Below are 22,745 nucleotides of genomic sequence, written 5' to 3' on the forward strand. Positions count from 1 at the left end.
GCCGGGCTTTTTCTTTGGATCCACGCCACTTAGGCTTGCACGATGTCCCCCGCACGACGATCCGTAACACCAGGCGGCAAGCGCCATGGCCTGGCCCGCGTCCTGAGCAAGCTGGGCGTGTGTTCACGCAGCCAGGCCGAGGCCGCGGTGCGTGCGGGTCGCGTGAGCGTGGACAGCCGCGTGGTGCACGATCCCGAATACCCGGTCGAGGCGGATCGCCAGCAACTCAGCCTGGACGGCGTCGCCGTGGCAGCGGCACGGCGCGTCTACCTCGCATTGAACAAGCCGCGCGGCATTGTGGTGAGCGCGGCCGACGAGCGCGGCCGCGACACGGTCTACGACTTGCTGCGTGATGCGGGTCTGCCGTGGCTGGGACCGGTGGGGCGGCTGGACAAGGCCAGCGAGGGCCTGCTGCTGCTCAGCAACGACAGTGTCTGGGCCGCCGGCATCACCGAACCGGATGCGCGCCTGGACAAGACCTATCACGTGCAGGTGGCGGGGCAACCGGGCGCGGAAGTGCTGGCCGCGATGCAGGACGGCGTCCGCGAGGGTACCGACCTGCTCAGGGCGAGGCGCGTTGCGCTACTGCGTGCCGGCGAGAAGAACGCGTGGCTGGAAGTGGTGCTGGACGAGGGCCGCAACCGGCATATCCGGCGCTTGCTGGCGGCGTTGGGCATCGACGTGCTGCGCCTCGTCCGTGTGGCGATCGGGCCGTTGGCGCTCGGCGCCCTCGCCAAGGGGCAATGGCGCCACCTTGATGCGGACGAGGTGGCGCGGCTCAGGCAGCGTTAGCCGCCGATCACCCCCAGCTGCCGGCCCACCTTGGTGAACGCCGCGATCGCACGATCCAGGTGTTCGCGGGAGTGCGCCGCGCTCATCTGGGTACGGATGCGCGCCTGGCCCTGCGGCACCACCGGGTAGAAAAAGCCGGTGACGTAGATGCCTTCGTCGAGCAGGGCGCTGGCCATCGCCTGCGCCTTGGGCGCGTCGTAGATCATCACCGGCACGATCGGATGCACGCCGGGCTTGATGTCGAAGCCGGCCTTCGTCATCGCCTCGCGGAAATAACGAGTGTTTTCCTTGACCTTTTCGCGCAGGTCGCCAGCCGCTTCCAGCATGTCGAACACCTTGATCGCCGCGGCCACCACGTGCGGCGGCAGCGAGTTGGAGAACAGGTACGGGCGCGAGCGCTGGCGCAGCATCTCGATCATCTCGGCGCGGCCGGTGGTGAAGCCGCCCAGTGCGCCGCCCAGCGCCTTGCCCAGCGTGCCGGTGAACAGGTCGATCCTGTCCATCACGCCGTTGACCTCGGCCGAGCCGCGGCCGGTGTCGCCCAGGAAGCCGGTGCAGTGGCACTCGTCGATGTGAACCAGCGCGTTGTACTTCGCGGCCAGCGCGGTGATCTGGTCGAGCTTGGCGATGAAGCCGTCCATCGAGAACGCGCCGTCGGTGGAGATCAGCTTGGTGCGCGCGCCGGCGGCATCGGCAGCCTGCAGCTGCTTCTCCAGGTCGGCCATGTCGCTGTTGGCGTACCGGTAGCGCCTGGCCTTGCACAGGCGGATGCCGTCGATGATCGAGGCGTGGTTGAGCGCGTCGGAGATCACCGCGTCCTCCTCGCCCAGCAGCGGCTCGTACAGGCCGCCGTTGGCGTCGAAGCAGGCGGCGTAGAGGATGGTGTCGTCGGTGCCGAAGAACTCGGCGATCTTCTTTTCCAGCTGTTTGTGCAGATCCTGCGTGCCGCAGATGAAGCGCACTGATGCCATGCCGAAGCCGTGCGTGTCGAGTGCGTCCTTCGCAGCCTGGATCACCTCCGGGTGGTCGGCCAGGCCCAGGTAGTTGTTGGCGCAGAAGTTCAGCACCTTGCGGCCGCCTTCCAGTTCGATCTCGGCCGACTGCGGCGAGACGATCACGCGCTCGGCCTTGAACAGGCCCTGCTCGCGGATGGATTGCAGTTCGCTGGCGTAGCGCGCCTGGCCGGGGTAGCTCATGTCGGGATTCCGCTGGTAAGGAAATGAAAGAGGGATTTTATTGAACAGTGCGGCCATGGATGGCCGCCCGTTTGATCCTTGTGATCAGGGATGATCGCAAAAATCTTGTTGAACAGTGTGGCCATGGATGGCCGCCCGTTTGATCCTCGCGATCAGGGATGATCGCAAAAATCAATGCAGGCCGAAATCGACGCGGGTGGTCTTGCCGTGGTCGTCGATCCCCTTGGCGTCGAGCTTGGGCGCCAGCACGAACACGCGGCTGTCGTCGAGCTTGCCGCGCAGCCACCCGCGCACTGCGTCGGCGCGGCGCTCGGCAAGGTGGCGCAGGGCGTCCGCGTCCACCGGCATGTTGGTTTCCAGCAGCTTGCGCATCACGTCCGGCGGCTGCGACTTGGTGAGGCCGATCACGTCGCGCGGCTTGGGGAATTTCGCGTGCTTGTAGGCTTTTTTAAGGTACTTGTCATACTGGTCGGGCGTCAGCTTCGAGAGGTCGGCGCCTTCGCCCGCCTCCTGTTGTACCAGGTCGTCCACCATCACCTTGCGTAGACCGCTCTCGTCGAACTTCGGGTCGATGCGGCCGATGATGTCCAGCTTCAGCGAGGTCTTCTGCTGCAGGATCTTCACGATCTGCCCGAGCTTGTCCTGCGCTTTCGCATCGAGCACCGCCGAGCCGGGGGCGAATTCCACGTAACCCAGGTCCTGCTGCTTGCCGCCGCCCATCGCCGAGGCGATCAGGCGGAACGGCGAGGTCACGGCGCGACCGATCAGGTTGACGAAGGCATGCCAGATCAGGCTGCCCACGCTGAACCGGGGATCGTCGAGCGAGCCGGATACCGGCACGTTCACGTCGATGTTGCCGTCGGCATCTTTCAGCAGCGCAACCGCCAGTTTCACCGGCAAGTGGCTGATGCCGGGGCCCTGGATGGCGTCGCCGAAGGTGAGCTGGGTGATGAAGATGTGGTTGTCGGCATTGAGCCTGCCGTTGTCGAGCTGGTAGTGCACATCCATCGTCAGCCGGCCCTTGGTGATCGGGTAGCCGGTGTACTTGCCCGAGTAGGGCGACAAGTGGGTGAGTTCCACGCCGTCGGCCTTGCCTTTCACGTCGAGGAAGGCCACCGGCGTCAGCGGGTTGATCGTGCCAGTGATGTCCACCGGCGCGTTGTCGTCGAGCTGGCCCTGCAGGGTAAGCTCGGCGGGCGGTCCGCCGGCGGTGCCGAACGCCCCCACCTTGCCGTCGAGCTGGGTGATGTTGGCGGTGTAGTTCGGCTTGATGAAGTCATCGGTGTAGTTGAGGTGGCCGCGCGCCAGGGTGATCTGGCCGATCTGGATATCGGCGGCCGGGGCGGCGGTGGTGCCCGACGGCACCGTCGTCGTCTGCGGCTTCGGCGCAGGTACGGACGCGGCTGGCGCATTCTGTGCCTGGGTCACCGAGACGGGGGCGGCGGCCGGGTTGGCCACCACGTCTTGCAGGTTGGTCCGCCCGTTCGCGTTGATGATCACGCGGGCATAGAAGTCGTCCAGCGCCAGCCCGGCCACCGACACATGCGGCACGTCCTCGCCCATCCGCACGGTCAGGCCGCTGGCGTTGAGCGAGTTCCAGCGCAGGAAGTCCTCGCCGGTGAGCTTGTCCTGCACGCGCACATCGCCCAGCGTGACGCGGCCGCGCCAGTCCAGCAGCGCCTGCGGCCGGTGGTCGCGGTAGCGCATGCGGCCGTCCGCGCTGAGCAGGGCGCTGGTGAGCGTCACATTGAGCGGTGTCTCGACCAGCGACTGCAGCGGGGCGATGTCGAGGCGGGTGGTGCGCACGCGCAGCGCCGCATCCAGCGGCTCCGGGCGCAGCGTACCGTCGACGCGCAGGCTGCCACGGCCGATGCCGCCGTCCATCGACAGCTTCAGCGGCTTGCGCAAGTCGTCGGAGAGGCCGTCGATGCCGGCATGGGTGAGCTTGAATTCGGTACGCCCGCGCCGGCCGCGGATGCGCGGGTCGGTGAGCGCCAGCGTGCTGCCATCGATGCCGAATTGGGCGATGCTCCAGTGCCAGGCCGGCGGTGCCGACGATGGCTTGCGCGAACCGTGCGCCGGCTCCGGCTTGAGCAGGTCGGCCAGGTCGATGCCGCCATCGTGCAGGCGCCGTGCTTCGACCGCGAGACCGTGCAATGTCACGTGGTCGAGTTGCGCCGTACTGCTGGCGAGGTCGAAGCGCGTGATGCCGGCCTCGAGCGACTGCCAGGCGAGCGGCGTGCGGCCGCCCCGGCGCAGGGCGAGATCGCTGATCGTGACGCTGGCGGGCTGCAGGCTGAGGTTGAGGGCCTTGCTCCAGTCCGCCTGCAGCTGGCCGTCGGCACTCAGCGTGCCCTTGGCGAGGTCGGCATTCAGCATCGGCGGTGCCAGTGGCAGCAGCGGTGCCAGGCCCACGCCCTTGAGTCCCAGCTTGCCGACGTAGCGGCTGGCCGCGAGGTCGAGCCCGCCGGCAACCGCGACGTTGCCGCCGTTGAGCGTGGCGGCGAGATCGATGACAGCCGCGGGTGCGGCGGTGGTGGACAGGCCGCGCAGGCTGCCGTGGATGTTTTCCAGCGCCAGCGTGGCTGGCTTGCGACCGCTGGCGTCGGTGTACTCGAAGCGCCCGTCCTGCAGGGCAAGCGTGGTGATGCGCACCTCGGTGGCCGGCGCCGCAGGCACGGCGGGCCGGGCGGAAGTGCCGCCGGTCAGCGCATCGAAGTTGCTGTGACCGCCGGGCTTGCGGGTGTAATGCAGATCGAGCTTGTCCAACTGCACCGCACCCAGGCGGTAGCGCGACAGCAGCGGTTCCACGTCGTCCAGCGTCGCGCCGGCATGGGCAAGTTCGAGGATGGGGGCGCCGTCAGGTGTCGCCAGCGCGAAGTCGTCCAGCTGCAGCTGGCCGCCCAGCCGGACCTGCGGGCCGGATTTCGCCTGCGCGAAGTGCAGCTCCAGCTGGCCGGACAGCTGGCCGCGCGGAATCCCCACCGGCAGCTTTGCCGGCACGTAGCCGAGATAACGCGGCAGGTCGAGATGGTCCAGCGTGAAATCCATCGCCGACTCGCGGCTGTCCGCGAACGGCTTGGTCTGGCCGGCGATGCGCAGCGGACTGCCGTCCACGTGCATCGCCAGCAGCGGCTGCACGAACACATCGGTGTCGCGCGGCAGGTTGGCGATGAACGGGATGCCGAGCTCCAGGTGGTCGATGCGGTGCGTGGCCTGCGTCACCGCGTCGTCGAACACGACGTCGCCGTCGCGCACGCTGATGTTGGAAAGGGCGAAGCGCGCCGGCTTGCTGTCCGGCTTCGGCGGCCCGCCCGCGAACTTGTCCACCAGGTCCGAGAAGTTGAACTGCTGCGGTGCGGTGCGCGTGATGTGCAACTGCGGGTGCTGCAGCGAGAGCTCGTCCAGCACCGGCGCCATGCGGAACAGCGAAGTCCACGAGGCATTGACTACCAGCGTGTCCACGTCGACGAACGGCGAATGGCCGTCGCGTTCGGCGATGTGCAGCTTGTCCAGCTGCAGGCGCAGGGTGAACGGGTTCAGATGCACCGCGCCCACGCTGACAGGTCGGTCGAGCAGGGTGGTGAGCCGCGTCTGCAGCTGGCCACGAATGATCGGTGGAGCGGCAAAGAAGCCGAGCAGGCCGAACACGGCCAGCACGATGGCGACGATCAGCGCGGCCCGGCGCAGCCGGTGCGAGCGATACAGCCGTTCCGCCCGGCTGCGTGCCATCGCCAGACGGGAGGTGGCCGAAGGGCGAGGATCGTTCATGCTGGCGGTATCCCGTTGGCGTCATGGACCGGCGATGGTCGCCGGGTACTTCCCCGGCCGGCAGCCCTGCCGGCCGGGGAAGTTTACGCAGATACCGCGTCGAGGTGTCGCGACGGCGAGGGTCCGCCGCCGCCACGACGCCCGTTCAGTTCCAGGAGCAGACCACCTTGCCGCACTTGCCCGCGTCCATCAGGTCGAAGCCCTTCTGGAAATCGTCGATATGGATCTGGTGCGTCAGCACCTTCTGCAGCGGGAAACCGGTCAGGACCATCTGGGTCATCTTGTACCAGGTCTCGTACATGCGCCGGCCGTAGATGCCCTGCAGGGTGAGGCCCTTGAAGATCACCCGGTCCCAGTCGATGCCGGCGCCCTTGGGCTGGATGCCGAGCAGGGCGATCTTGCCGCCGTGGTACATGCAGTCGAGCATGTCGTTGAAGGCGCGCGGGTTGCCGCTCATCTCCAGGCCCACGTCGAAGCCTTCCATGTGCAGGTCCTTCATCACGTCCTTCAGCGACTGGTTGGCCACGTTCACCACGCGGGTGGCGCCCATGTCGGCGGCCAGCTTCAGGCGGTAGTCGTTGACGTCGGTGACCACCACGTTGCGCGCGCCGACGTGCTTGGCGATGCCGGCGGCGATGATGCCGATCGGGCCGGCTCCGGTGATCAGCACGTCCTCGCCGATCAGGTCGAACTCCAGCGCGCAGTGCGCGGCGTTGCCGTAGGGGTCGAAGAAGGCGGCCAGCTCGGACGGGATCTGGTCGGGGATCGGCCACAGGTTCGAGGCCGGCATGGTCATGTACTCGGCGAACGCGCCGTTGCGGTTCACGCCGATGCCGACGGTGTTCGGGCACAGGTGCTGGCGGCCGGCGCGGCAGTTGCGGCAGTGGCCGCAGACGATGTGGCCCTCGGCCGAGACGCGGTCGCCGACCTTGTAGCCGGTGACGCCGGGACCGATCTCCACGATGCGGCCGACGAACTCGTGACCGATGGTGAGGCCCGGCTTGATCGTGCGCTGGCTCCACTCGTCCCACTTGTAGATGTGCAGGTCGGTGCCGCAGATCGCGGTCTTCTCCAGCTTGATCAGCACCTCGTTCGGGCCGACCTCGGGCACCGGCACCTCTTCCATCCAGATGCCCTGTTCGGGCTTGCGCTTGACCAGGGCTTTCATCGTCTGCGGCATGGGGAGTCCAGTGGATGGCCCGCGAGGCGGGCGGGGAAGTCCGGCATTATACGGCGGCGGCCCACGGATCGCTTCCGCAGTGCGGTGTTGTCGGTGCGGCGGCTTCCGTTTAAGTTCGCGGTGGCGAGAGTCGACAGGCGGGAGAAACGTATGCAGGTGCGGGCGTTGATGCAGAGGGTGGCGCGGGCAGCCGGGGTCGGGGCGGCCCGGCGCTTCAAACGGGGCGGGCGGCATGCCCCGATGCTGCTGGTTGCCGCCTTGGCGACGCTGCCGGCGTTGTCGCTTGCTGCCACGCCGACTGCGGGGAGCGTCGCCGCGCCGCCGCTGCAGTTCCGCATCACCGAGGGGCCGATCCAGAACGCGTTCTACCAGGACGGCGACATCGCGGCCCATCTGCTGCTCAGCTCCGGCCGGCAGCCGCGCATCCTCGTGGCGTTTCCGGCGGGCAACAGCGGTACGGGTGTGTGGTTCGAGCCGACCGCCAGGCCAGTGCAGTGGACGCTAGGCAAGGTGCGCGGGCAGCACCGCACGGTCGACGGCCACGCATGGAACGGCATCGAGGCCGACGCCACGGTGACGGCCGATCGGCTGGTAGTGAAGGATGCGGTGCTGAGCAGCATCCGGGTGCTGCGCGACTACCAGCTGGAGCAGCATTATCCGGGCCAGGTCGCCGCCGTGCCGCAGTTGTCCGCGCGCTCCGTCCATTGGCAGCGCCAGCGGCTGGACGGCGCGCCCGGTTATGCGCTCAGCCTGAGCACGGACGACGGCCGCTTCGTGCGCGAAGGCGGTCGCATCGTGTTGCGGCCAGACCGCGCCGGCGCGGCGATCCACCTGCGCATCGCGGCGAGCACCGGCGAGCGGCCGCTGACACCGCTTACGCATCTGCTCGACGCGCAGGCGCAACCCGACATCCGCAGCCAGGACGTGCTGCGCTTCCTCAGCTACCGGCAGAAGTTTCTCGCCGGTTCCTGGCGCTTCGATACCTATTTCGGCCGCGACACCCTGATGTCGCTGCGCCTGCTGATGCCTGTGTTGCAGCCCGATGCGATCGACGCCGGCATCGGTTCGGTGCTGGCGCGGTTGTCGCCGGAGGGTGAAGTCGCGCACGAGGAGGGCATCGGCGAGTTCGCGGTGCTGCAGCACCTCAAGGACAGCGGCAAGCCGTCGGCAGCGCCGATCTACGACTACACGATGATCGACGGCAATTACATGCTGGCGCCGGTGGCCGCTGCGTGGCTGCTGGACGACGCACGCGGCCGTGCCGCTGCCCGCACCTTTCTCGCCGGCGGCGCCGAAGGGCGCCGCCGCGGCGATGCACTGGTGCGCAACCTGTTGTTCGTCGCCGCCCACAGCGTGGCCTTTGCGCGGCAGCCGGTGTACTCGAACCTGGTCGCGCTCAAGCCTGGCAGCCCGGTCGGGCAATGGCGCGACAGCAACGAGGGCATCGGTCGCGGTCGCTACCCTTACGATGTCAACGTGGTCTGGGTGCCGGCTGCCTTGCACGCGATCGGCCGCTTTCTCGACGCCGGCCTGCTGGACGACTACGCCACGCCCGCCCAGCGCGCCCAGCGCGCCCAGCTGCGTGCGGCGGTCGGGGGCGTGGGCGTCTGGGAAAGCAAGGCGCCCGCGCTGTTCGACGTCCGCCTGGGCGCGCGGCGCGCGGCCGGGCAGGTAAGCGCCTATGCGGCGGCGGTCGGCGTGGGCGACGCCTCCGCACTGGCCTCCCTCGGCGGGAATCCGGTGGAGTTCCCCGCCATTTCGCTGGATGCGCAGGGCCATCCGGTGCCGGTGCTGCACACGGACGTTGGCTTCCAGCTGCTGTTCGGCAAGCCGGATGCGGCGGTGCTGGATCGTCTGGTTGGCGATGTCACGCGTCCGTTCCCGGCTGGATTGATGACACCGGTCGGCATGGTGGTGGCCAACCCTGCCTATGCTGGTCGCGAGGTATGGCCGCGTTTCGGCAACCAGGCCTACCACGGCACCGTGGTGTGGTCCTGGCAGCAGGCGGTGATGGCCGCCGGGCTCAAGCGCCAGTTGGCCCGCGATGATCTGCCTTCCGCCACCCGCATGCTGCTGGACAAGGCGCAGACCGGCCTGTGGCAGGCGATCTGCGCGGCGAGCGCAGTGCGCAATTCGGAACTGTGGTCGTGGTCGTACGCTGACGGCCGTTACCGCATCGAACCCTTCGGGGCGCAAGGGGCGCACGAGGACGAGTCCAACGCCGCCCAGTTGTGGAGCACGGTGTATCTGGCGTTGCCGCCGCCGGCCGGGCGCGGCGGGGCTGCCTGCCGCTGACGCAGGCCGCGCAGGGCAGGCGGTCAGCGCCAGCTGGATGTTCGATCCGCGCTACAAGCGCGCGATCCACGTGGATCTGTGCTACATGCGCTGGCTGATGGACAAAGTCTACCCGGCGCACTGGCTGCTCGCCGAAATGGGCGTGCCGGCGAATTAGGCCATGCCATACATGGCGCGGAGGGCCGCCTTCCGGCGGCCCTCCGCTTTTCTATCCACAGCGCATGTGGATACGCACTGGACAAGCGTGTGGACAAGTCGGGTTCGCGCCGCCGCAACAAGTACTTGTCACGCATTGGCGAAGTTTTGCCCAGGCGCGCTTGGGTTACCCTTGCCGCCCTGCGCCAACGCCGATCCGCATGAGCCTCGACATCCGTCCCCCCGCGATCTTCCTGATGGGCCCCACGGCATCGGGCAAGACCGCGCTCGCCTGCGAGCTGGCGGACCGTTTCCCGGTGGGGCTGGTCAGCGTGGACTCGGCGCTGGTCTATCGCGGCCTGGACATCGGCGCGGCCAAGCCCGACGCGGTCACGCTGGCGCGCTGGCCGCACGCGCTGATCGACATCCGCGATCCGGCGCAGCCGTATTCCGCGGCGGAATTCCGCGAGGATGCGCTGGCGGTGATGCGGGCGACCACGGCGCGGGGCAGGGTGCCGCTCCTCGTCGGGGGTACCGGCCTGTATTTCCGGGCGCTGCAGCGTGGGCTGTCCGATCTGCCGCAGGCCGATCCGGCGCTGCGGGCGCACCTGGGCGAGGAGGCGGCACGCATAGGCTGGCCGGCCTTGCACGAGCGGTTGGCTAGGCTCGATCCGGCTGCCGCGGCGCGCATCGGCCCGAACGACGCCCAGCGGCTGCAGCGCGCGCTGGAGGTGATAGCGCTCAGCGGCCAACCCTTGTCCGAGCTGCAGCGCGGTGGCCGCGGCGAGGCGTTTCCCTGGCGCGTGCTCAAGCTGGCGCTGCTGCCGGGCGACCGCCGGCCGCTGCACGCGCGCATCGCCGAACGCTTCGACGCGATGCTGGCAGCGGGTTTCCTCGACGAAGTGCGCACGCTGCGTGCCAGGGGCGACCTGCATGCCGACCTGCCGGCTATCCGCGCGGTGGGCTACCGGCAGGGCTGGGAGCATCTGGACGGCTGTTCCGACGCCGCGGAATTCCGCGAGCGCGCGATCTTCGCCACGCGCCAGCTCGCCAAGCGGCAGATCACCTGGCTGCGCGCCGAGCTGGATGCACGTGTGCTCGATCCCGAGGTTTCGCCGCCGCTGGCGCGGGCGGGCGACGCGGTGCGGCTGTTCCTCGGCGCGCCGGCGTGAGTTGAATGGCCGCGGCGAGGCCTCGTTTTCGTGCGCCGATTCGCCGAAAACCGCTTCCTTCAAGCCCTTGAACCCGGTTAACATCCCCGCAGTTGGGCCGGGGCGCCACAGGCGTTTTTTCCCCGGCCGGTTCGCCGCTCAGGGGAGAACAAGAAATGTCCAAGGGACAATCGCTGCAGGATCCGTTCCTCAATGCCTTGCGCCGCGAGCGGGTGCCGGTGGCCATCTACCTGGTCAACGGCATCAAGCTGCAGGGCACGGTCGAATCCTTTGACCAGTTCGTGGTGCTGCTGCGCAACCAGGTCAGCCAGATGGTCTACAAGCACGCCATCTCCACCGTGGTGCCCAGCCGCAACGTTCGCCTCGGCAACGGCCATGACGGTCACGAGGGACATGCTGATGCCGCGCCTGCCGCCGACGCGCCGGATGCTTGATTGATCGTCGGTCGGCCCACATGAAGACGGAATCTCCCCGGTTCCGTCCACGCACAGAGGCCGTCGTCCCACGTGTTTGATCGTCAGAAGAAAGGCGAGCGCGCCATCCTCGTGCTCCCGCATGCCCGCGGCGGCGGTGACGCCGGGCGTCGCGCCGCCGAATTCGCCGAGCTGGTGAAGTCCGCCGGCGCCGAGATCCTGGGCAGTGTTGCCGCCCGCGTCGATGCTCCCAATCCGCGTTTCTACATCGGCAGCGGCAAGGCCGACGAAGTGGCCGAGATGGTGCGCGCGCTGGATGCCGACCTGGTACTGGTCGACCACCTGCTCAGCCCGGTGCAGGAGCGCAACCTCGAAAAGCACCTCGGTGCGCGCGTGGTCGACCGCGCCGGCCTGATCCTGGACATCTTCGCCCAGCGCGCCCGCTCGCACGAAGGCAAGCTGGAAGTGGAACTGGCCCAGCTCAAGCACATCGCCACCCGGCTGGTGCGCGGCTGGACCCACCTGGACGCCCAGCGCGGCGGCGCGATCGGCAACCGCGGTCCCGGCGAAACCCAGCTGGAAACCGATCGCCGCCTGCTTGCCGAGCGGGTGAAGCAGCTCACCCGGCGCCTCGAAAAAGTGCAGACCCAGCGGGGCCAGCAGCGTCGCGCACGCCTGCGCAACACGGTGCCGCGGGTGGCGCTGGTGGGGTACACCAACGCCGGCAAGTCCACCCTGTTCAACACATTGACCGCCGGCGCCGTGTACGCCGCCGACCAGCTGTTCGCCACGCTCGACCCTACCGTGCGCCGGCTCGACGACCTCGCCTGCGGTCCCGCGGTGATCGCCGACACCGTGGGTTTCATCCGCGAGTTGCCGCATGACCTGGTCGCCGCCTTCCGCGGCACCCTGGCCGAGGCGCGCGACGCCGACCTGCTGCTGCACGTCAGCGATGCCGCCGACGAGGAGCGCGAACCGCTGCGCCGCGTGGTCGACCAGGTGCTGGAGGAGATCGGCGCCGGCGACGTGCCGCAGCTGCGGGTGTTCAACAAGATAGATTTGGTTGGAGATGAAGCGGGCGACGCGGAAGCGTCACCCGCTGCGACGATGCAGCCGCGCATCGACCGCGATGCCGAGGGCCGGCCGCAGGCGGTGTGGCTGTCGGCCGCCACCGGCGCCGGCATCGAGTTGCTGCGCCAGGCGCTGGGCGAACTGCTGGGCGGCGAGCGGGTGCAGTCCGAGCTGCGCCTGCCGCTGACGGCAGGACGGCTGCATGCGCGGCTCAAGGCGGTGGGTGCGATCGCCGGCGAGCAGGTGGACGAGCACGGCTGGCGCCTGCGCATCGACGCGCCGCGCAGCGTGATCGCGCCACTCAACGGCGGCAGTGCGGCGGAAACCGAGCTGCTGCGTGCGTTGCTGGCCGCCGCAGCCCCGGATTCCGCCACGCTCTGCTAGAATCCCGGTCGTTTGCGCGGCCGAAAAACCTCGGCGCGACCCCCGACAGGCAGCCTGGTTCCGCTACATGCTCGTTGCGACCAAACCGACTCGTTCCGGCGCTCATAGCCGGCCTCCCCAGCGTCCCGAAGGAGAGACTGACCATGGCCTGGAATGAACCCGGCGGCGGGCAGAAGGATCCCTGGAACCGGCAGCGCCCGAACAGCAACAAGTTTTCGGCGGACCAGCTGCTGAAGAACCTCGGCAGCCACTTCGGTCGGCTGGGCCGCGGCCCCGGCGGCATCCTCACCGCGGTCATCGTGCTCGTCGTGGTGGGCCTGCTGATGAGCAGCTACACCATCATCGACGCGCGCCAGGTGGGCGTGGTGCTGCGCTTCGGCGAATATTCGCGCACGTTGCCGCCGGGCTTCCACCTCAAGTTGCCGCGGCCGATCGAGTCGGTGGACAAGGTCGAGGCCACGCGCATCCGCTCGGTCAACGACCGCGTCTCCATGCTGACCCGCGACGAGAACATCATCACCATCGACTTCACCGTGCAGTACCAGGTGGACGACGCGCGCAAGTACCTGTTCTCGGTGAGCGATCCGGACGGCAGCGTGAGCGCGGCGGCCGAGGCCGCGGTGCGCTCGGTGGTCGGCGGCAGCGACATGGACCAGATCCTCTCCGCCGCCGGTGCGAACCTGGTGACCGAGGCGCAGCAGGCCCTGCAGCGGACGCTGGACAGCTACCACAGCGGCCTGCGCGTCACCGAGGTGAGCTTCCAGAACGTGGCGCCGCCGGCCGAGGTGAAGGATGCCTTCGACGACGTCAACAACGCGCGCGAGGACAAGCAGAGCATCGAGAACAACGCACTCGGCTACGCCAACAAGGTGGTGCCGGTGGCGCGCGGCGACGCGGCGCGCATCGCCGCCGAGGCCCAGGGCTACAAGGCCGAGCGCATCGCGCATGCGCAGGGTGACGCCGCGCGCTTCGACCTGCTGCTGAAGGAATACAAGGCCGCGCCCGCGGTGACCCGCAAGCGGCTGTGGCTGGAGACGATGGAACAGGTGATGGCCGACAACCCGAAGGTGATCGACGGCTCCGGCGGCCGCAACATCATCAACCTGCCGGCCGGCGCGCAGGCCCGCACTGCGGCCGATGCCGCCGGCAAGGCCGCTGCTGCCGCCGCGGCTCCGGCCCCGTCCGGCTCCGGCGGCGATGCGGCTGCAGCCAAGGGAGGCCAGCCATGAAGCGGATCGTCGCGATCGCCGTGGTCGTCGTGCTGGTCCTGCTCGGCCTGAACAGCATGTTCGTGGTGAGCGAGGGACAGAGCGCGCTGTTGCTGCAGTTCGGCCGCATCGTGCGCGCCGACTATGCGCCCGGCCTGCACTTCAAGCTGCCGGTGGTCCAGCAGGTGCTGCACTTCGACAAGCGCATCCTGTCGCTGGACGCGCAGCCGGAGCGCTACTTCACCTCCGAGAAGAAGAGCGTCAACGTCGATTTCTACGTGAAGTGGCGCATCGCCGACAATGCGGCCTACTACCGGGCCACCGGCGGCGACCAGCTGCAGGCGGAGCAGCGGCTCACGCCGATCATCAAGGACGCGCTGCGCTTCGAGTTCAACGCGCGCACGCTGCAGGAGCTGATCTCGGGTGGCCGCAAGGACATCACCGAGCGGGTGCGCCAGCAGACCGATGCCTCTGCGCAGAGGAACCTCGGCATCGCCGTGGTCGACGTGCGCATCAAGCGCATCGACCTGCCGGACGAGGTGAGCGAGTCGGTCTACAAGCGCATGCGCGCCGAGCGCCTCCAACTGGCCAACGAGCTGCGCTATACCGGCCAGGAAGCGGCGGAGAAGATCAAGGCCGATGCCGATCGCCAGGGCCAGGTGCTGCGCGCCGACGCCGAGCGCGACGCCGCCAAGGTGCGCGGCGAGGGTGACGCCCAGGCCGCGGCGATCTACGCCCAGGCCTACAGCCAGGATCCGGAATTCTTCGCGTTCTACCGCAGCCTCGCCGCCTACAAGAAGTCGTTCGAGGATGGCGAAGGGGTACTGATCCTCAAGCCGGACTCGGAATTCCTGCGCTACTTCGGCAACCCGGAGCCGGCCAAGCATTGAGCGACGCGTCGCCGGGAAGGCGGCGTGGCGCGAGCGTCACTGCAAGGGTTCACGGCAGCGAGGCGCCGGCACGGTTATCTTTTCGCGCTTCAGCCAGGGGCGCTTCAACCTTGAGCGAGAACATCATGGGCAAGTCAGTAGTCATCCTCGGCGCGCGATGGGGGCGAGCCGGGAATTGACGGAATGCCTTGAATGGCATTCCGTCCTGGCGAGCGCCGGAGGCAGGATGCCGGAGGCCGGGCGACTTGCTGAGCGATGGATCGCGAAGTTAGTCGCCGACGGCGCCCCGCAACGGATCATTTCAACTTGAGCGAGAACATCATGGGCAAGTCAGTAGTCATCCTCGGCGCGCAATGGGGGCGAGCCGGGAATTGACGGAATGCCTTGAATGGCATTCCGTCCCGGCGAGCGCCGGAGGCAGGATGCCGGAGGCCGGGCGACTTGCTGAGCGATGGATCGCGAAGTTAGTCGCCGACGGCGCCCCCCAACGGATCATTTCAACTTGAGCGAGAACATCATGGGCAAGTCAGTAGTCATCCTCGGCGCGCAATGGGGCGACGAAGGCAAGGGCAAGATCGTCGACCTGCTGACCGAACGGGTCAGCGCGGTGGCGCGTTTCCAGGGTGGCCACAACGCGGGGCATACCCTGGTCATCAAGGGCAAGAAGACCGTGCTGCACCTGATTCCCTCGGGCATCCTGCGCGACGATGCGCAGTGCCTGATCGGCAACGGCGTGGTGCTCTCGCCCGAGGCGCTGATCAAGGAAGTCGCCGAGCTGGAGGAGCAGGGCGTGGACGTGCGCTCGCGCGTCAAGATCAGCCCGGCGACGCCGCTGATCATGCCGTACCACATCGCGGTGGACAAAGCGCGGGAGGCCGCCGCCGGCAAGAGCGCGATCGGCACCACCGGCCGCGGCATCGGCCCGGCCTACGAGGACAAGGTGGCGCGCCGTTCGATCCGCGTGGCCGACCTGATGTACCCGCACGAGCTGCCCGCGCTGCTGAAGACCGCGGTGGACTACCACAACTTCATCCTCACCCAGTGGCTGAAGGCCGAGCCGGTGGACTACGACACCGTGCTGAAGGACGCGCTGGCCTGGGGCGAGTACATCAAGCCGCTGGTGGACGACGTCGCCACCATCCTGCACGACGTGCGCCGCGAGGGCGGCAACATCCTGTACGAGGGCGCGCAGGGCGCACTGCTCGACATCGACCACGGCACCTACCCCTACGTCACCTCGTCCAACACCACGGTGGGTGGCGCGCTGGCCGGTACCGGCGTGGGCGCGCACGACATCGACTACGTGCTGGGCATCTGCAAGGCGTACGCGACGCGTGTGGGCGGCGGCCCGTTCCCGACCGAGCTGCACGACGAGATGGGCGAGCGCCTGCGCAAGGTGGGCAACGAGTTCGGCGCCAGCACCGGCCGCCCGCGCCGCTGCGGCTGGATCGACCTCGTCGCGCTGAAGCGCGCGGTACAGATCAACGGCATCAACGGCCTGGCCATCACCAAGCTCGACGTGCTCGACGGGCTGGAGACGATCAAGGTCTGCATCGCCTACGAATACCGGGGCAAGCGCCGCGAGCTGGCGCCGCTGGACGCGGACGGCTGGGACGAGTGCAAGCCGGTGTACCTGGAGTTCCCGGGCTGGCAGGAGTCCACCGCCGGCATCCGCGACTGGAACAAGCTGCCGGCCGCCGCGCGCGCCTATCTGCGTGCCGTGGAGGAGCTGTCCGGCTGCAGGCTCGCCATCGTCGCCACCGGCGCCGACCGCGACGACACCATCGTGCTGGACGATCCGTTCGCCTGAGTGCTTCGGTCGCCGGAGTCGTGAAACGAGGAAGGCCCCGCATGCGGGGCCTTCCTCGTTTCGCATGATGCCGTCCCGGCATCGCGGCTCACGGATCAATGCCCCTGCGCGTTCGCGTTCGCATTGCCGCTGGCTCGCGCCGAACCAGACACGCCGCCGAACGAACCGCTGGAGCTGGCCTGGCCACCGGCCGAGCCGTTCCCGCCAGCGCCGGCGCCGGAACCGGCGTTCGCGTTGCCGCTGGCGCTACCCGAACCCGAGGCACCGACCGCCGAGTTGCCGTTGGCGGCGTTGCCGAGCGAGCCCAGCTGGTTGCCCGCGCCGCTGGTGGCGGACGAGGCCGCATTCTTTACCTTGCCAGTAGCCTGCGAGCCCAGCGAGCGGGCCATGGAGCTGCCGTCGGCGGCAAGCTGCCGGGTCTTGCCGACGCCCGACCGGGCGGCGTTGCCGGCATCCTCGCGGGCATCGCCTGCCGCGCTCCGTGCGCGATCCGCCGCGTTCGCAGCGCCCTGTTTGGCCGTCGAGACGGCCGAACGCGCCTGACCAACGACAGCGTTCGCGGCATTGCCCACGCCGGCGCCATCGAGGCTGCCGGAGGCGGACGTCCCCAACCCGGCATTGCCGTTCAGCGTCGCTTGCCCGGCGTTGATGACGCCGCTGGCCGCGGCTTGGCCGCCAGCCTGGCCGGCGGCCTGTGTGACGGCATGCGTCGCCGTGGCGGTGGTCGATGCGGCGCGCTGGCGCAGGCGTTCGGCGCGCCGCTCGGCAGCGCGCGGGTTGACGCCGGGCATGCCGAGATTGCCCATGCCTTGCGCGGCGCCGCCGATCTGGCCGTTCAACTGCCCCATCGTCTGGCCCATCGTCGCGTGCAGCTGGCCGGCCGCGCCGCCCACCAGGCCGCCGCCCAGGTGCTGGGCGTGTGCGCTGGTCATCGAGGCCAGCGCCAGCGCGCCGGAGCACAGGGCGATGCCGAGGGACTTGTTGCAGAGGATCGTGTTGCGCATGTCGGGACCTCCTGCCGGCGGCGAATCCGCGGCTTCCGGGATCCACTACGCGCGGGATCGGTGCATCCTTCCGTGCCGGTCGGGCGCGGTTGCCGGGCGTTCAGTCTTGGGGCGACAGCACGCCGTAGCCGCAATGCGGGTCGCGGCCCGCGGCGCCGGACGGCCTGGCTTCGCCGATCAGCTCCTGCAGCACCTGGGCCGCCGCGCCGGGACGGGGAGCATCCAGCAGGCGGGCGGCCTTGCGCGCCACGATCGGCGCCGCGAACGAGGTGCCGCGCAAACCGTCGCGACCGCGGCCCACCACGCCCAGTGCGCAGAAGGCCACCTGCTTGCCGCTGGCGGATTCGGGCAGCACGCGACCGCGCGCGTCGACGGCGCCGACGCCGATCACGCCGGGATAGGCCGCCGGAAACAGCGGCGGTGCGGCGGGTCCGTCGTTTCCGGCCGCGCCGACCAGCACGTGGCCGCGCGCCAGCATCGCTTGCACGGCGCGCGCGAGTACCGGGTTGTCGGGACCGACCAGGCTGATGTTGATCACCGCCACGCGTTCGCGATCCATCCAGGCCAGCGCGTCCACCAGTTGCGAGGTGGCGCCGCCAACCCGGTCGGCGCACCACAGGTCGGCGGCATACAAGGTGTCCGTGTCGCCGGCGACGAGGCGGCCGGCGACGGCCGTGCCATGCCGCGATGCGTTCTTCGTTGCGCAGCCGTGGGTCTCGACCTGCGCGTGCGCCAGCGCCGGATCCAACGGATCGACGCCGCCATCGACCATTCCTACGCTGCGCCTTGCTGCGCCCGGCACGGGTGCGGTAGAACCTGCCGCAGGCGCCGCATCGGCGTCGCCGGCCGGCAGATAGAGATGCTGGTAAGTGAACGTCGCGCCCGGCGCGGCCTGTTGCAGGGCGCGCATGGCGTCCTGCGTGCCGCGGCCGCGGTTGTCGTGCAGCCGCATGAAGTCCAGTCCCAGCGTGGCGTCGGTCGCGGCCTCGCGATCCACGGCGAAGCCCCGCGCCTGCACGGCGGCAAGCTGGGCATCCGTCAGGCCGATCGCGAGGAATTCCCCGCGCAGGATCGGTGCGCCGTGGGGGTCGAGGTCCACGCGCCGGGGTTCCTCGCGCCGCAGCGCTTCGATCTGCATCTTCAGGGTGAGCGCCAGCGGTCGTCGCAGCAGATCGTCGACGCCTTGCCGGCCCAGCGTGGGCAGGGCGCCGGGCAGGGGCGCTGCCGGAAGCGGCAGGTTCGGCAGGGTTCGCTGCACCGGCCCCAGCACCTGGGCCCGTGCGCTCCCGGTCAACGCTAGCATCATGGCCAGCAGTGGAACAGACAGCAGGGGACCCGCGCGGAAAGACATCTCCGTATACCTCGGGAGCAATGGAGCCGGATGCTAGCATTGCTGCGCTTTACGCCCCCGGACCGCGCCGATGGGCGCGAGGGAAGGAATCCGCCCCGCCAGACGTAGTGGAAGGTGATGCGTGAATTCGAGCGATGCCGTGCGCGAAGGGCTGATTGCACTGCTGCCGCGCCTGCGCCGCCTGGCGCGGGCGCTGGCGGGGCAGGTGGCCGACGCCGACGACCTGGTGCAGGTGGTACTGGAGCGGGCGCTGGCCCGGTGCACGCAGTGGCGGCCGGAGGCCGCGCTGGACAAGTGGGTGTTCGCGATCGCGCGCAACGCCTGGCGGGACGAATTGCGCGCGCGCGGCCGGGAGCAACATCTGTTCGTGCCCGAGGAGGCCGGCGCGGCGGTGGCCGACGGCAGTGCCGCACATCCCGCGCAGCAGCTGGATCTGGCGCGGGCGCTGGCGATGCTGCCGCCGGACCATCGCGAAGTGGTGGCGCTGGTGCTGGTCGAGGGCTTGTCCTACGACGAGGCCGCGGCCTTGCTGGAGCTGCCGGTGGGCACCGTCACCAGCCGCCTGGCGCGTGCCCGCGCCGCCTTGCAGGCCCATCTGGGAAGCGACGCATGAATCCGATCGACGACGAGACCTTGCAGGCTTACGTGGACGGCGAACTCGACGCAGCGGCGCGCGCGCGCGTCGACGCAGCGATGGCGCACGACGCCGCGCTCGCCCTGCGCGTGCAGCGGACGCTCGCCCTGCACGCCCAGCTGCGGGCAGCGTTCGATCCGGTACTGGACGAGCCGGTGCCTGCGCGCCTGTCCGCGCTGCTGCAGCCGACGGTCAAGCCCGCGGCGGCAGTCGAGCCGTTCACCGTACGCGCGGGCGGACGTGGCGCGAGTCCCGCCAGCCACCGCGCGCCTCGCCGCTGGCTGGTGGCGGGCGCCGCGCTGGCGGCCTCGCTGGCGGTGCTTGCCGCAGGCCTGTGGTGGTGGCAGGCCCGTGGCGAACTGGTGCGCATGCACGACGGCGAACCCTACGCTGCCGGCGTCCTGAACCGCGCGCTCGATCAGTCCTTGGCAAGCGAACCGGATGCACGTGCTGCCGTCGCCATCGGCCTGAGTTTCCGCGCCGTCGACGGTCACATCTGCCGCAGCTTCACTGTCCGCACGCCACCGGCACGCGCCGGCCTGGCCTGCCACGACGCGACGGGCTGGTCGCTGCCCGTACTCGGTCCGGCGGCTCCGTCGGAAGGCGGTGAACTGCGCCAGGCCGGGAGCGCTCTGCCGCCCGCGGTGCAGGCCGCGATTGATGCGCGCTTGCGCGGCAACGTTTTCGACGCGCAGCAGGAACGCGCGGCGCGGGCTGCGGGTTGGCGCTGAGGGCTTCGCGGCGGTTCGGTGCCCCCGACCGGATGCCCGCTTGCTGGCCTCAAGGTGCTTCCGTGGCGGCGATGCATCGGCCTGTCGCCGGCCGAACGGCGAATCATGGTTGCCGATGCCGCGACGGGCACGCATCCGCAGTGAATGCAGCTGGTCAGCTACCGTGGGATTGGAGCGCGCTTACCGCTCCTTCGCGAACAACGCCGCGCGCATGCAGCGATCGAACGCCACGCTGCGCAGGCCGACGCCGGTGCTGTCCACTGCATAGGCAGGGGAAACGGCGGCGCGTACCCTGCAGTCGCGCTCGGCGTGCAGGCGTTGCGCCTCGCGGTCGATGGGTTGTATGGCGCAGGCGGCAAGCCAAAGGCAGGCCAGGCCGGCAATCGTCGGCTTCAGCATGGTGGGTTTTCCGTGGTGGTCGGGTTGTAGCGACCGGCTCGCGCATGGCGGCCCGGGCGCCGGGCTCACATGTTGCGGAACAGCGCCATGAAGGGCTGGCTCACGGTGAGGGTTTCGGGGCGTTGCCTGAGGCGCAAGGCGCCCTTGCCGCTGTCGTCGCGGACGATGGAGGCGATCGCTTTCAGGTTGACGATGGTGGAGCGGTGGATCTGTTTGAACACGGCCGGGTCGAGCTGGTCCAGCAGCTCGCGGATCGGCTTGCGCAACAGCGCCTCGCCGTCGGCGGTCATCGCCACGGTGTACTTGTGGTCGGCGCGGAAGTAGGCGACGTCGTCCACCATGATCAGCCGCGTCTCGCGGCCGGTGCCGGCGGTGATCCAGGTCAGCGGCGGCGCGGCGCCGGCCCGCATGGCGCCTTGCGCCAGCTCGCGCAGCAGCAGGGCGAGGTCGCCGCGTGCGGCGTGCCCGGCGCTGGCGCGGCGTTTCAGGCGTTCGACGGTGGCGGCCAGGCGCTCGACGGCGATGGGCTTGAGCAGGTAGTCGATCGCGCCGCGCTCGAAAGCGTCGATGGCGTACTGGTCGTAGGCCGTGGTGAACACCACCTGCGTCGACGGGCTGGCTTCGGCTGCCGCCGCGGCCACTTCCAGTCCGCTCAGGCCGGGCATGCGGATGTCCAGGAAAGCCACGTCCGGCTGCTGCGTGGCGATGGCGTCGAGCGCGTCGGCGCCGTTGTCACAGTCGGCGACCACGTCCAGTTCCGGCCACGCTGCCTGGAGCAGGCGGCGCAGCGCATCGCGCAGCAGCGGTTCGTCCTCGGCGATCACGGCGCGGCTCATGGCTGCAGCTCCGTCAGGTTCGTCGCGGCCTGCTGCGCCGGTACGGTGATCGTGGCTGCGACGCCATCCGGCACGTTGGCCACCACCGCCAGCGAGGCGCGCGGGCCGTACACCAGCTGCAGCCGTTCGCGCACGTTCCTCAGGCCGATGCCGGTGCCGCCGCCCGCGGCGCCGAAGCCCTGGCCGTCGTCGGCCACGGTGATCGCCACGCTGCCGTCGTCGCGGCGGGCGAAGATCCACACCGTGCCGCCGCCGGGCTTGGGTTCCAGGCCGTGCTTGATCGCGTTCTCCACCAGCGTCTGCAGCATCATCGGCGGCAGCGTGGTGGCGCGCAGCGCATCGGGCACCTCGATCTTCAGTTCCAGCCGCGCGCCCATGCGGATCTTCAGGATCTCGAGGTAGGCGCGGGCGCGTTCCAGTTCCTCGCCGAGCGTGGACAGGGTCTCCTCTGCGCTGGGCAGGGAGTGGCGCAAGTACTGGATGAGGTGGCCGAGCATGCGGTCCGCCTGCGCCGGCTCGGTGCGCGTGAGGTACTGCGCGCTGGCCAGCGTGTTGTAGAGGAAGTGCGGCTCCACCTGCGCGTGCAACAGGTTGAGCTTGGCCTGCGCCAGCTCCTTGTCGGTGGCGGTCTGCGCGGCGGCCTGCTGTTCGCGGCGGCGGCGTTCGGCCACGCGGCGGGCGAGGGCGCGGGTGACCGCATCGGCGTTGACCAGGTTGCTGCCGTCGTCCACGCGGAACCAGTCGGTCCAGGCGCCGCTCTCCGGTTCGCACAGCAGGGTGACGCTGCCGGTGCCGTCGCCCGGCGTCACCGTGGCGAAGATCTGGTTGCGCCAGCTGCCCACCCAGCTGAAGGGGTTGAGCCAGCCGCGCATGCCGCGGCCGTAGGGGTGCGGGTGGCGCACCTTGGCCCGCACCTGCAGGCTGTCGCGGGCGCTCTCGATTTCCTCGGTGTAGGGCAGTTCGCGGATCGTCGCGTCCAGCATGTCGAACGCCTCGCCGGCCTCGAACGGCAGCTCGATCTGCCGGCGCTGGCGGTTGCCCATCGTATCCACGGTCACCTGCCCGGCGATCAGGCGCACGCGCCGCAGGTGGGAGAAGGCGCCGCTGACGACCAGCACCAGCACTACGAAGGCGACGATTTCCGGCAGCGGCTGCAGGCTGCGGAATGGGCCGCTGTGGCCCATCACCACCAGGACGAGGAACAGCGCCACCAGCCAGGCGACGAGCAGCCGTGCCACGAAAAAGAAGCTCCGGATCACGATGGTGTCCCCGTTGGTTGACCGTCGGGAGCGAGCATAGCGGCCGCTTTCGCAGGTTGCGCCGGGCATGCGACCAAGCCGGGTTCGGCAGGCGCGGAACGGGCGAAAGGCGGTGCGAAGCAGGTGCGACAGGCATGACTTCCGGCCATTCCTGCCCGTTCCGCCGGACGCCACCATGGGGGGTAATCCACCCACCGTTGTCCTCCAAGGAGAG

18 protein-coding genes and 1 pseudogene are annotated in these 22,745 nt (G+C 69.5%); 11 read left to right on the top strand and 8 right to left on the bottom strand.

Annotated features, from left to right (window positions below):
* The first annotated feature begins 42 nt into the window (after window positions 1–42).
* Window positions 43–792, top strand: coding sequence for a pseudouridine synthase (locus AC2EWF_RS03330; RefSeq protein ID WP_483637928.1), 750 nt, complete (start codon window positions 43–45; stop codon window positions 790–792).
* Here the strand turns inward: AC2EWF_RS03330 and kbl are convergent.
* The 3 genes from kbl to tdh form a co-directional block, all read right to left on the bottom strand.
* Window positions 789–1,988, bottom strand: a complete 1,200-nt coding sequence (gene kbl, locus AC2EWF_RS03335) for a glycine C-acetyltransferase (protein WP_483637929.1) — start codon at window positions 1,986–1,988, stop codon at window positions 789–791. The two genes, AC2EWF_RS03330 and kbl, sit on opposite strands and share 4 nt — an antisense overlap.
* A 171-nt stretch (window positions 1,989–2,159) precedes the next feature.
* Window positions 2,160–5,759, bottom strand: a complete 3,600-nt coding sequence (locus tag AC2EWF_RS03340; RefSeq protein WP_483637930.1) for a DUF748 domain-containing protein — start codon at window positions 5,757–5,759, stop codon at window positions 2,160–2,162.
* 145 nt (window positions 5,760–5,904) lie between these two features.
* Complete coding sequence (tdh, locus tag AC2EWF_RS03345) at window positions 5,905–6,927, bottom strand: L-threonine 3-dehydrogenase (protein WP_483638256.1); 1,023 nt, start codon at window positions 6,925–6,927, stop codon at window positions 5,905–5,907.
* Window positions 6,928–7,179: 252 nt separating this feature from the next.
* On the opposite strand from tdh, the gene AC2EWF_RS03350 reads away from it, so the two are divergent.
* The 8 genes and pseudogenes from AC2EWF_RS03350 to AC2EWF_RS03385 all read left to right on the top strand — a co-directional run bounded on the left by AC2EWF_RS03350 (window position 7,180) and on the right by AC2EWF_RS03385 (window position 16,317).
* On the top strand, window positions 7,180–9,234 hold the full coding sequence (locus AC2EWF_RS03350) for a hypothetical protein (protein ID WP_483637931.1): 2,055 nt from the start codon (window positions 7,180–7,182) through the stop codon (window positions 9,232–9,234).
* Window positions 9,235–9,250: 16 nt separating this feature from the next.
* Window positions 9,251–9,391 (top strand): annotated as a pseudogene (locus tag AC2EWF_RS03355) (S46 family peptidase); the annotation flags it as partial.
* Between the two features lie 199 nt (window positions 9,392–9,590).
* Complete coding sequence (gene miaA, locus AC2EWF_RS03360; RefSeq protein WP_483637932.1) at window positions 9,591–10,541, top strand: tRNA (adenosine(37)-N6)-dimethylallyltransferase MiaA; 951 nt, start codon at window positions 9,591–9,593, stop codon at window positions 10,539–10,541.
* Window positions 10,542–10,696: 155 nt separating this feature from the next.
* Window positions 10,697–10,975, top strand: coding sequence for an RNA chaperone Hfq (gene hfq / locus AC2EWF_RS03365; RefSeq protein WP_483637933.1), 279 nt, complete (start codon window positions 10,697–10,699; stop codon window positions 10,973–10,975).
* A gap of 72 nt (window positions 10,976–11,047) precedes the next feature.
* Window positions 11,048–12,409 (top strand): ribosome rescue GTPase HflX, encoded by a 1,362-nt coding sequence (gene hflX / locus AC2EWF_RS03370; protein ID WP_483637934.1) that lies wholly within the window; start codon window positions 11,048–11,050, stop codon window positions 12,407–12,409.
* A 143-nt stretch (window positions 12,410–12,552) separates the two neighbouring features.
* Window positions 12,553–13,638: an FtsH protease activity modulator HflK gene (gene hflK / locus AC2EWF_RS03375; RefSeq protein ID WP_483637935.1), complete on the top strand. Its 1,086-nt coding sequence runs from the start codon at window positions 12,553–12,555 to the stop codon at window positions 13,636–13,638.
* Window positions 13,635–14,507, top strand: coding sequence for a protease modulator HflC (gene hflC / locus AC2EWF_RS03380; RefSeq protein ID WP_483637936.1), 873 nt, complete (start codon window positions 13,635–13,637; stop codon window positions 14,505–14,507). Before hflK ends, hflC begins: the two co-directional genes overlap by 4 nt.
* Window positions 14,508–15,024: 517 nt before the next feature.
* A complete protein-coding gene (locus AC2EWF_RS03385) occupies window positions 15,025–16,317 on the top strand; it encodes an adenylosuccinate synthase (protein ID WP_483638257.1) in 1,293 nt (430 codons plus the stop codon).
* A gap of 95 nt (window positions 16,318–16,412) precedes the next feature.
* Here the strand turns inward: AC2EWF_RS03385 and AC2EWF_RS03390 are convergent, their stop codons facing one another.
* Window positions 16,413–17,321, bottom strand: a complete 909-nt coding sequence (locus AC2EWF_RS03390; RefSeq protein ID WP_483637937.1) for a hypothetical protein — start codon at window positions 17,319–17,321, stop codon at window positions 16,413–16,415.
* A gap of 100 nt (window positions 17,322–17,421) precedes the next feature.
* Window positions 17,422–18,672, bottom strand: coding sequence for a S8 family serine peptidase (locus tag AC2EWF_RS03395; protein ID WP_483637938.1), 1,251 nt, complete (start codon window positions 18,670–18,672; stop codon window positions 17,422–17,424).
* Window positions 18,673–18,793: 121 nt separating this feature from the next.
* Here AC2EWF_RS03395 and AC2EWF_RS03400 point away from each other — a divergent pair, with 121 nt between their 5' ends.
* Window positions 18,794–19,285 (top strand): RNA polymerase sigma factor, encoded by a 492-nt coding sequence (locus AC2EWF_RS03400; protein ID WP_483637939.1) that lies wholly within the window; start codon window positions 18,794–18,796, stop codon window positions 19,283–19,285.
* Window positions 19,282–20,037: an anti-sigma factor family protein gene (locus tag AC2EWF_RS03405; protein ID WP_483637940.1), complete on the top strand. Its 756-nt coding sequence runs from the start codon at window positions 19,282–19,284 to the stop codon at window positions 20,035–20,037. The genes AC2EWF_RS03400 and AC2EWF_RS03405 overlap by 4 nt, the downstream gene beginning before the upstream one ends.
* A 180-nt stretch (window positions 20,038–20,217) precedes the next feature.
* Here the strand turns inward: AC2EWF_RS03405 and AC2EWF_RS03410 are convergent, their stop codons facing one another.
* The 3 genes from AC2EWF_RS03410 to AC2EWF_RS03420 all read right to left on the bottom strand — a co-directional run bounded on the left by AC2EWF_RS03410 (window position 20,218) and on the right by AC2EWF_RS03420 (window position 22,531).
* Window positions 20,218–20,436 carry a hypothetical protein gene (locus AC2EWF_RS03410; protein WP_483637941.1) on the bottom strand — a complete coding sequence of 73 codons (219 nt, stop codon included), beginning with the start codon at window positions 20,434–20,436 and terminating at the stop codon, window positions 20,218–20,220.
* A gap of 65 nt (window positions 20,437–20,501) precedes the next feature.
* A complete protein-coding gene (locus AC2EWF_RS03415; protein ID WP_483637942.1) occupies window positions 20,502–21,272 on the bottom strand; it encodes a LytR/AlgR family response regulator transcription factor in 771 nt (256 codons plus the stop codon).
* Window positions 21,269–22,531, bottom strand: a complete 1,263-nt coding sequence (locus AC2EWF_RS03420) for a sensor histidine kinase (protein WP_483637943.1) — start codon at window positions 22,529–22,531, stop codon at window positions 21,269–21,271. The genes AC2EWF_RS03415 and AC2EWF_RS03420 overlap by 4 nt, the downstream gene beginning before the upstream one ends.
* Window positions 22,532–22,745 lie beyond the last annotated feature (214 nt).

The organism is Rhodanobacter sp. sgz306013 (assembly GCF_057031145.1).

Excerpts from the sequence above, each read along its gene's own strand:
- AC2EWF_RS03385 (WP_483638257.1), top strand. The coding sequence starts at position 15,025 with ATGGGCAAGTCAGTAGTCATCCTCGGCGCGCAATGGGGCGACGAAGGC.
- miaA (WP_483637932.1), top strand. The coding sequence starts at position 9,591 with ATGAGCCTCGACATCCGTCCCCCCGCGATCTTCCTGATGGGCCCCACG.
- AC2EWF_RS03340 (WP_483637930.1), bottom strand. The coding sequence starts at position 5,759 with ATGAACGATCCTCGCCCTTCGGCCACCTCCCGTCTGGCGATGGCACGC.
- hfq (WP_483637933.1), top strand. The coding sequence starts at position 10,697 with ATGTCCAAGGGACAATCGCTGCAGGATCCGTTCCTCAATGCCTTGCGC.
- AC2EWF_RS03405 (WP_483637940.1), top strand. The coding sequence starts at position 19,282 with ATGAATCCGATCGACGACGAGACCTTGCAGGCTTACGTGGACGGCGAA.
- kbl (WP_483637929.1), bottom strand. The coding sequence starts at position 1,988 with ATGAGCTACCCCGGCCAGGCGCGCTACGCCAGCGAACTGCAATCCATC.
- hflK (WP_483637935.1), top strand. The coding sequence starts at position 12,553 with ATGGCCTGGAATGAACCCGGCGGCGGGCAGAAGGATCCCTGGAACCGG.
- AC2EWF_RS03350 (WP_483637931.1), top strand. The coding sequence starts at position 7,180 with ATGCTGCTGGTTGCCGCCTTGGCGACGCTGCCGGCGTTGTCGCTTGCT.
- tdh (WP_483638256.1), bottom strand. The coding sequence starts at position 6,927 with ATGAAAGCCCTGGTCAAGCGCAAGCCCGAACAGGGCATCTGGATGGAA.
- AC2EWF_RS03390 (WP_483637937.1), bottom strand. The coding sequence starts at position 17,321 with ATGCGCAACACGATCCTCTGCAACAAGTCCCTCGGCATCGCCCTGTGC.
- AC2EWF_RS03330 (WP_483637928.1), top strand. The coding sequence starts at position 43 with ATGTCCCCCGCACGACGATCCGTAACACCAGGCGGCAAGCGCCATGGC.
- AC2EWF_RS03415 (WP_483637942.1), bottom strand. The coding sequence starts at position 21,272 with ATGAGCCGCGCCGTGATCGCCGAGGACGAACCGCTGCTGCGCGATGCG.
- hflC (WP_483637936.1), top strand. The coding sequence starts at position 13,635 with ATGAAGCGGATCGTCGCGATCGCCGTGGTCGTCGTGCTGGTCCTGCTC.
- AC2EWF_RS03395 (WP_483637938.1), bottom strand. The coding sequence starts at position 18,672 with ATGTCTTTCCGCGCGGGTCCCCTGCTGTCTGTTCCACTGCTGGCCATG.
- AC2EWF_RS03410 (WP_483637941.1), bottom strand. The coding sequence starts at position 20,436 with ATGCTGAAGCCGACGATTGCCGGCCTGGCCTGCCTTTGGCTTGCCGCC.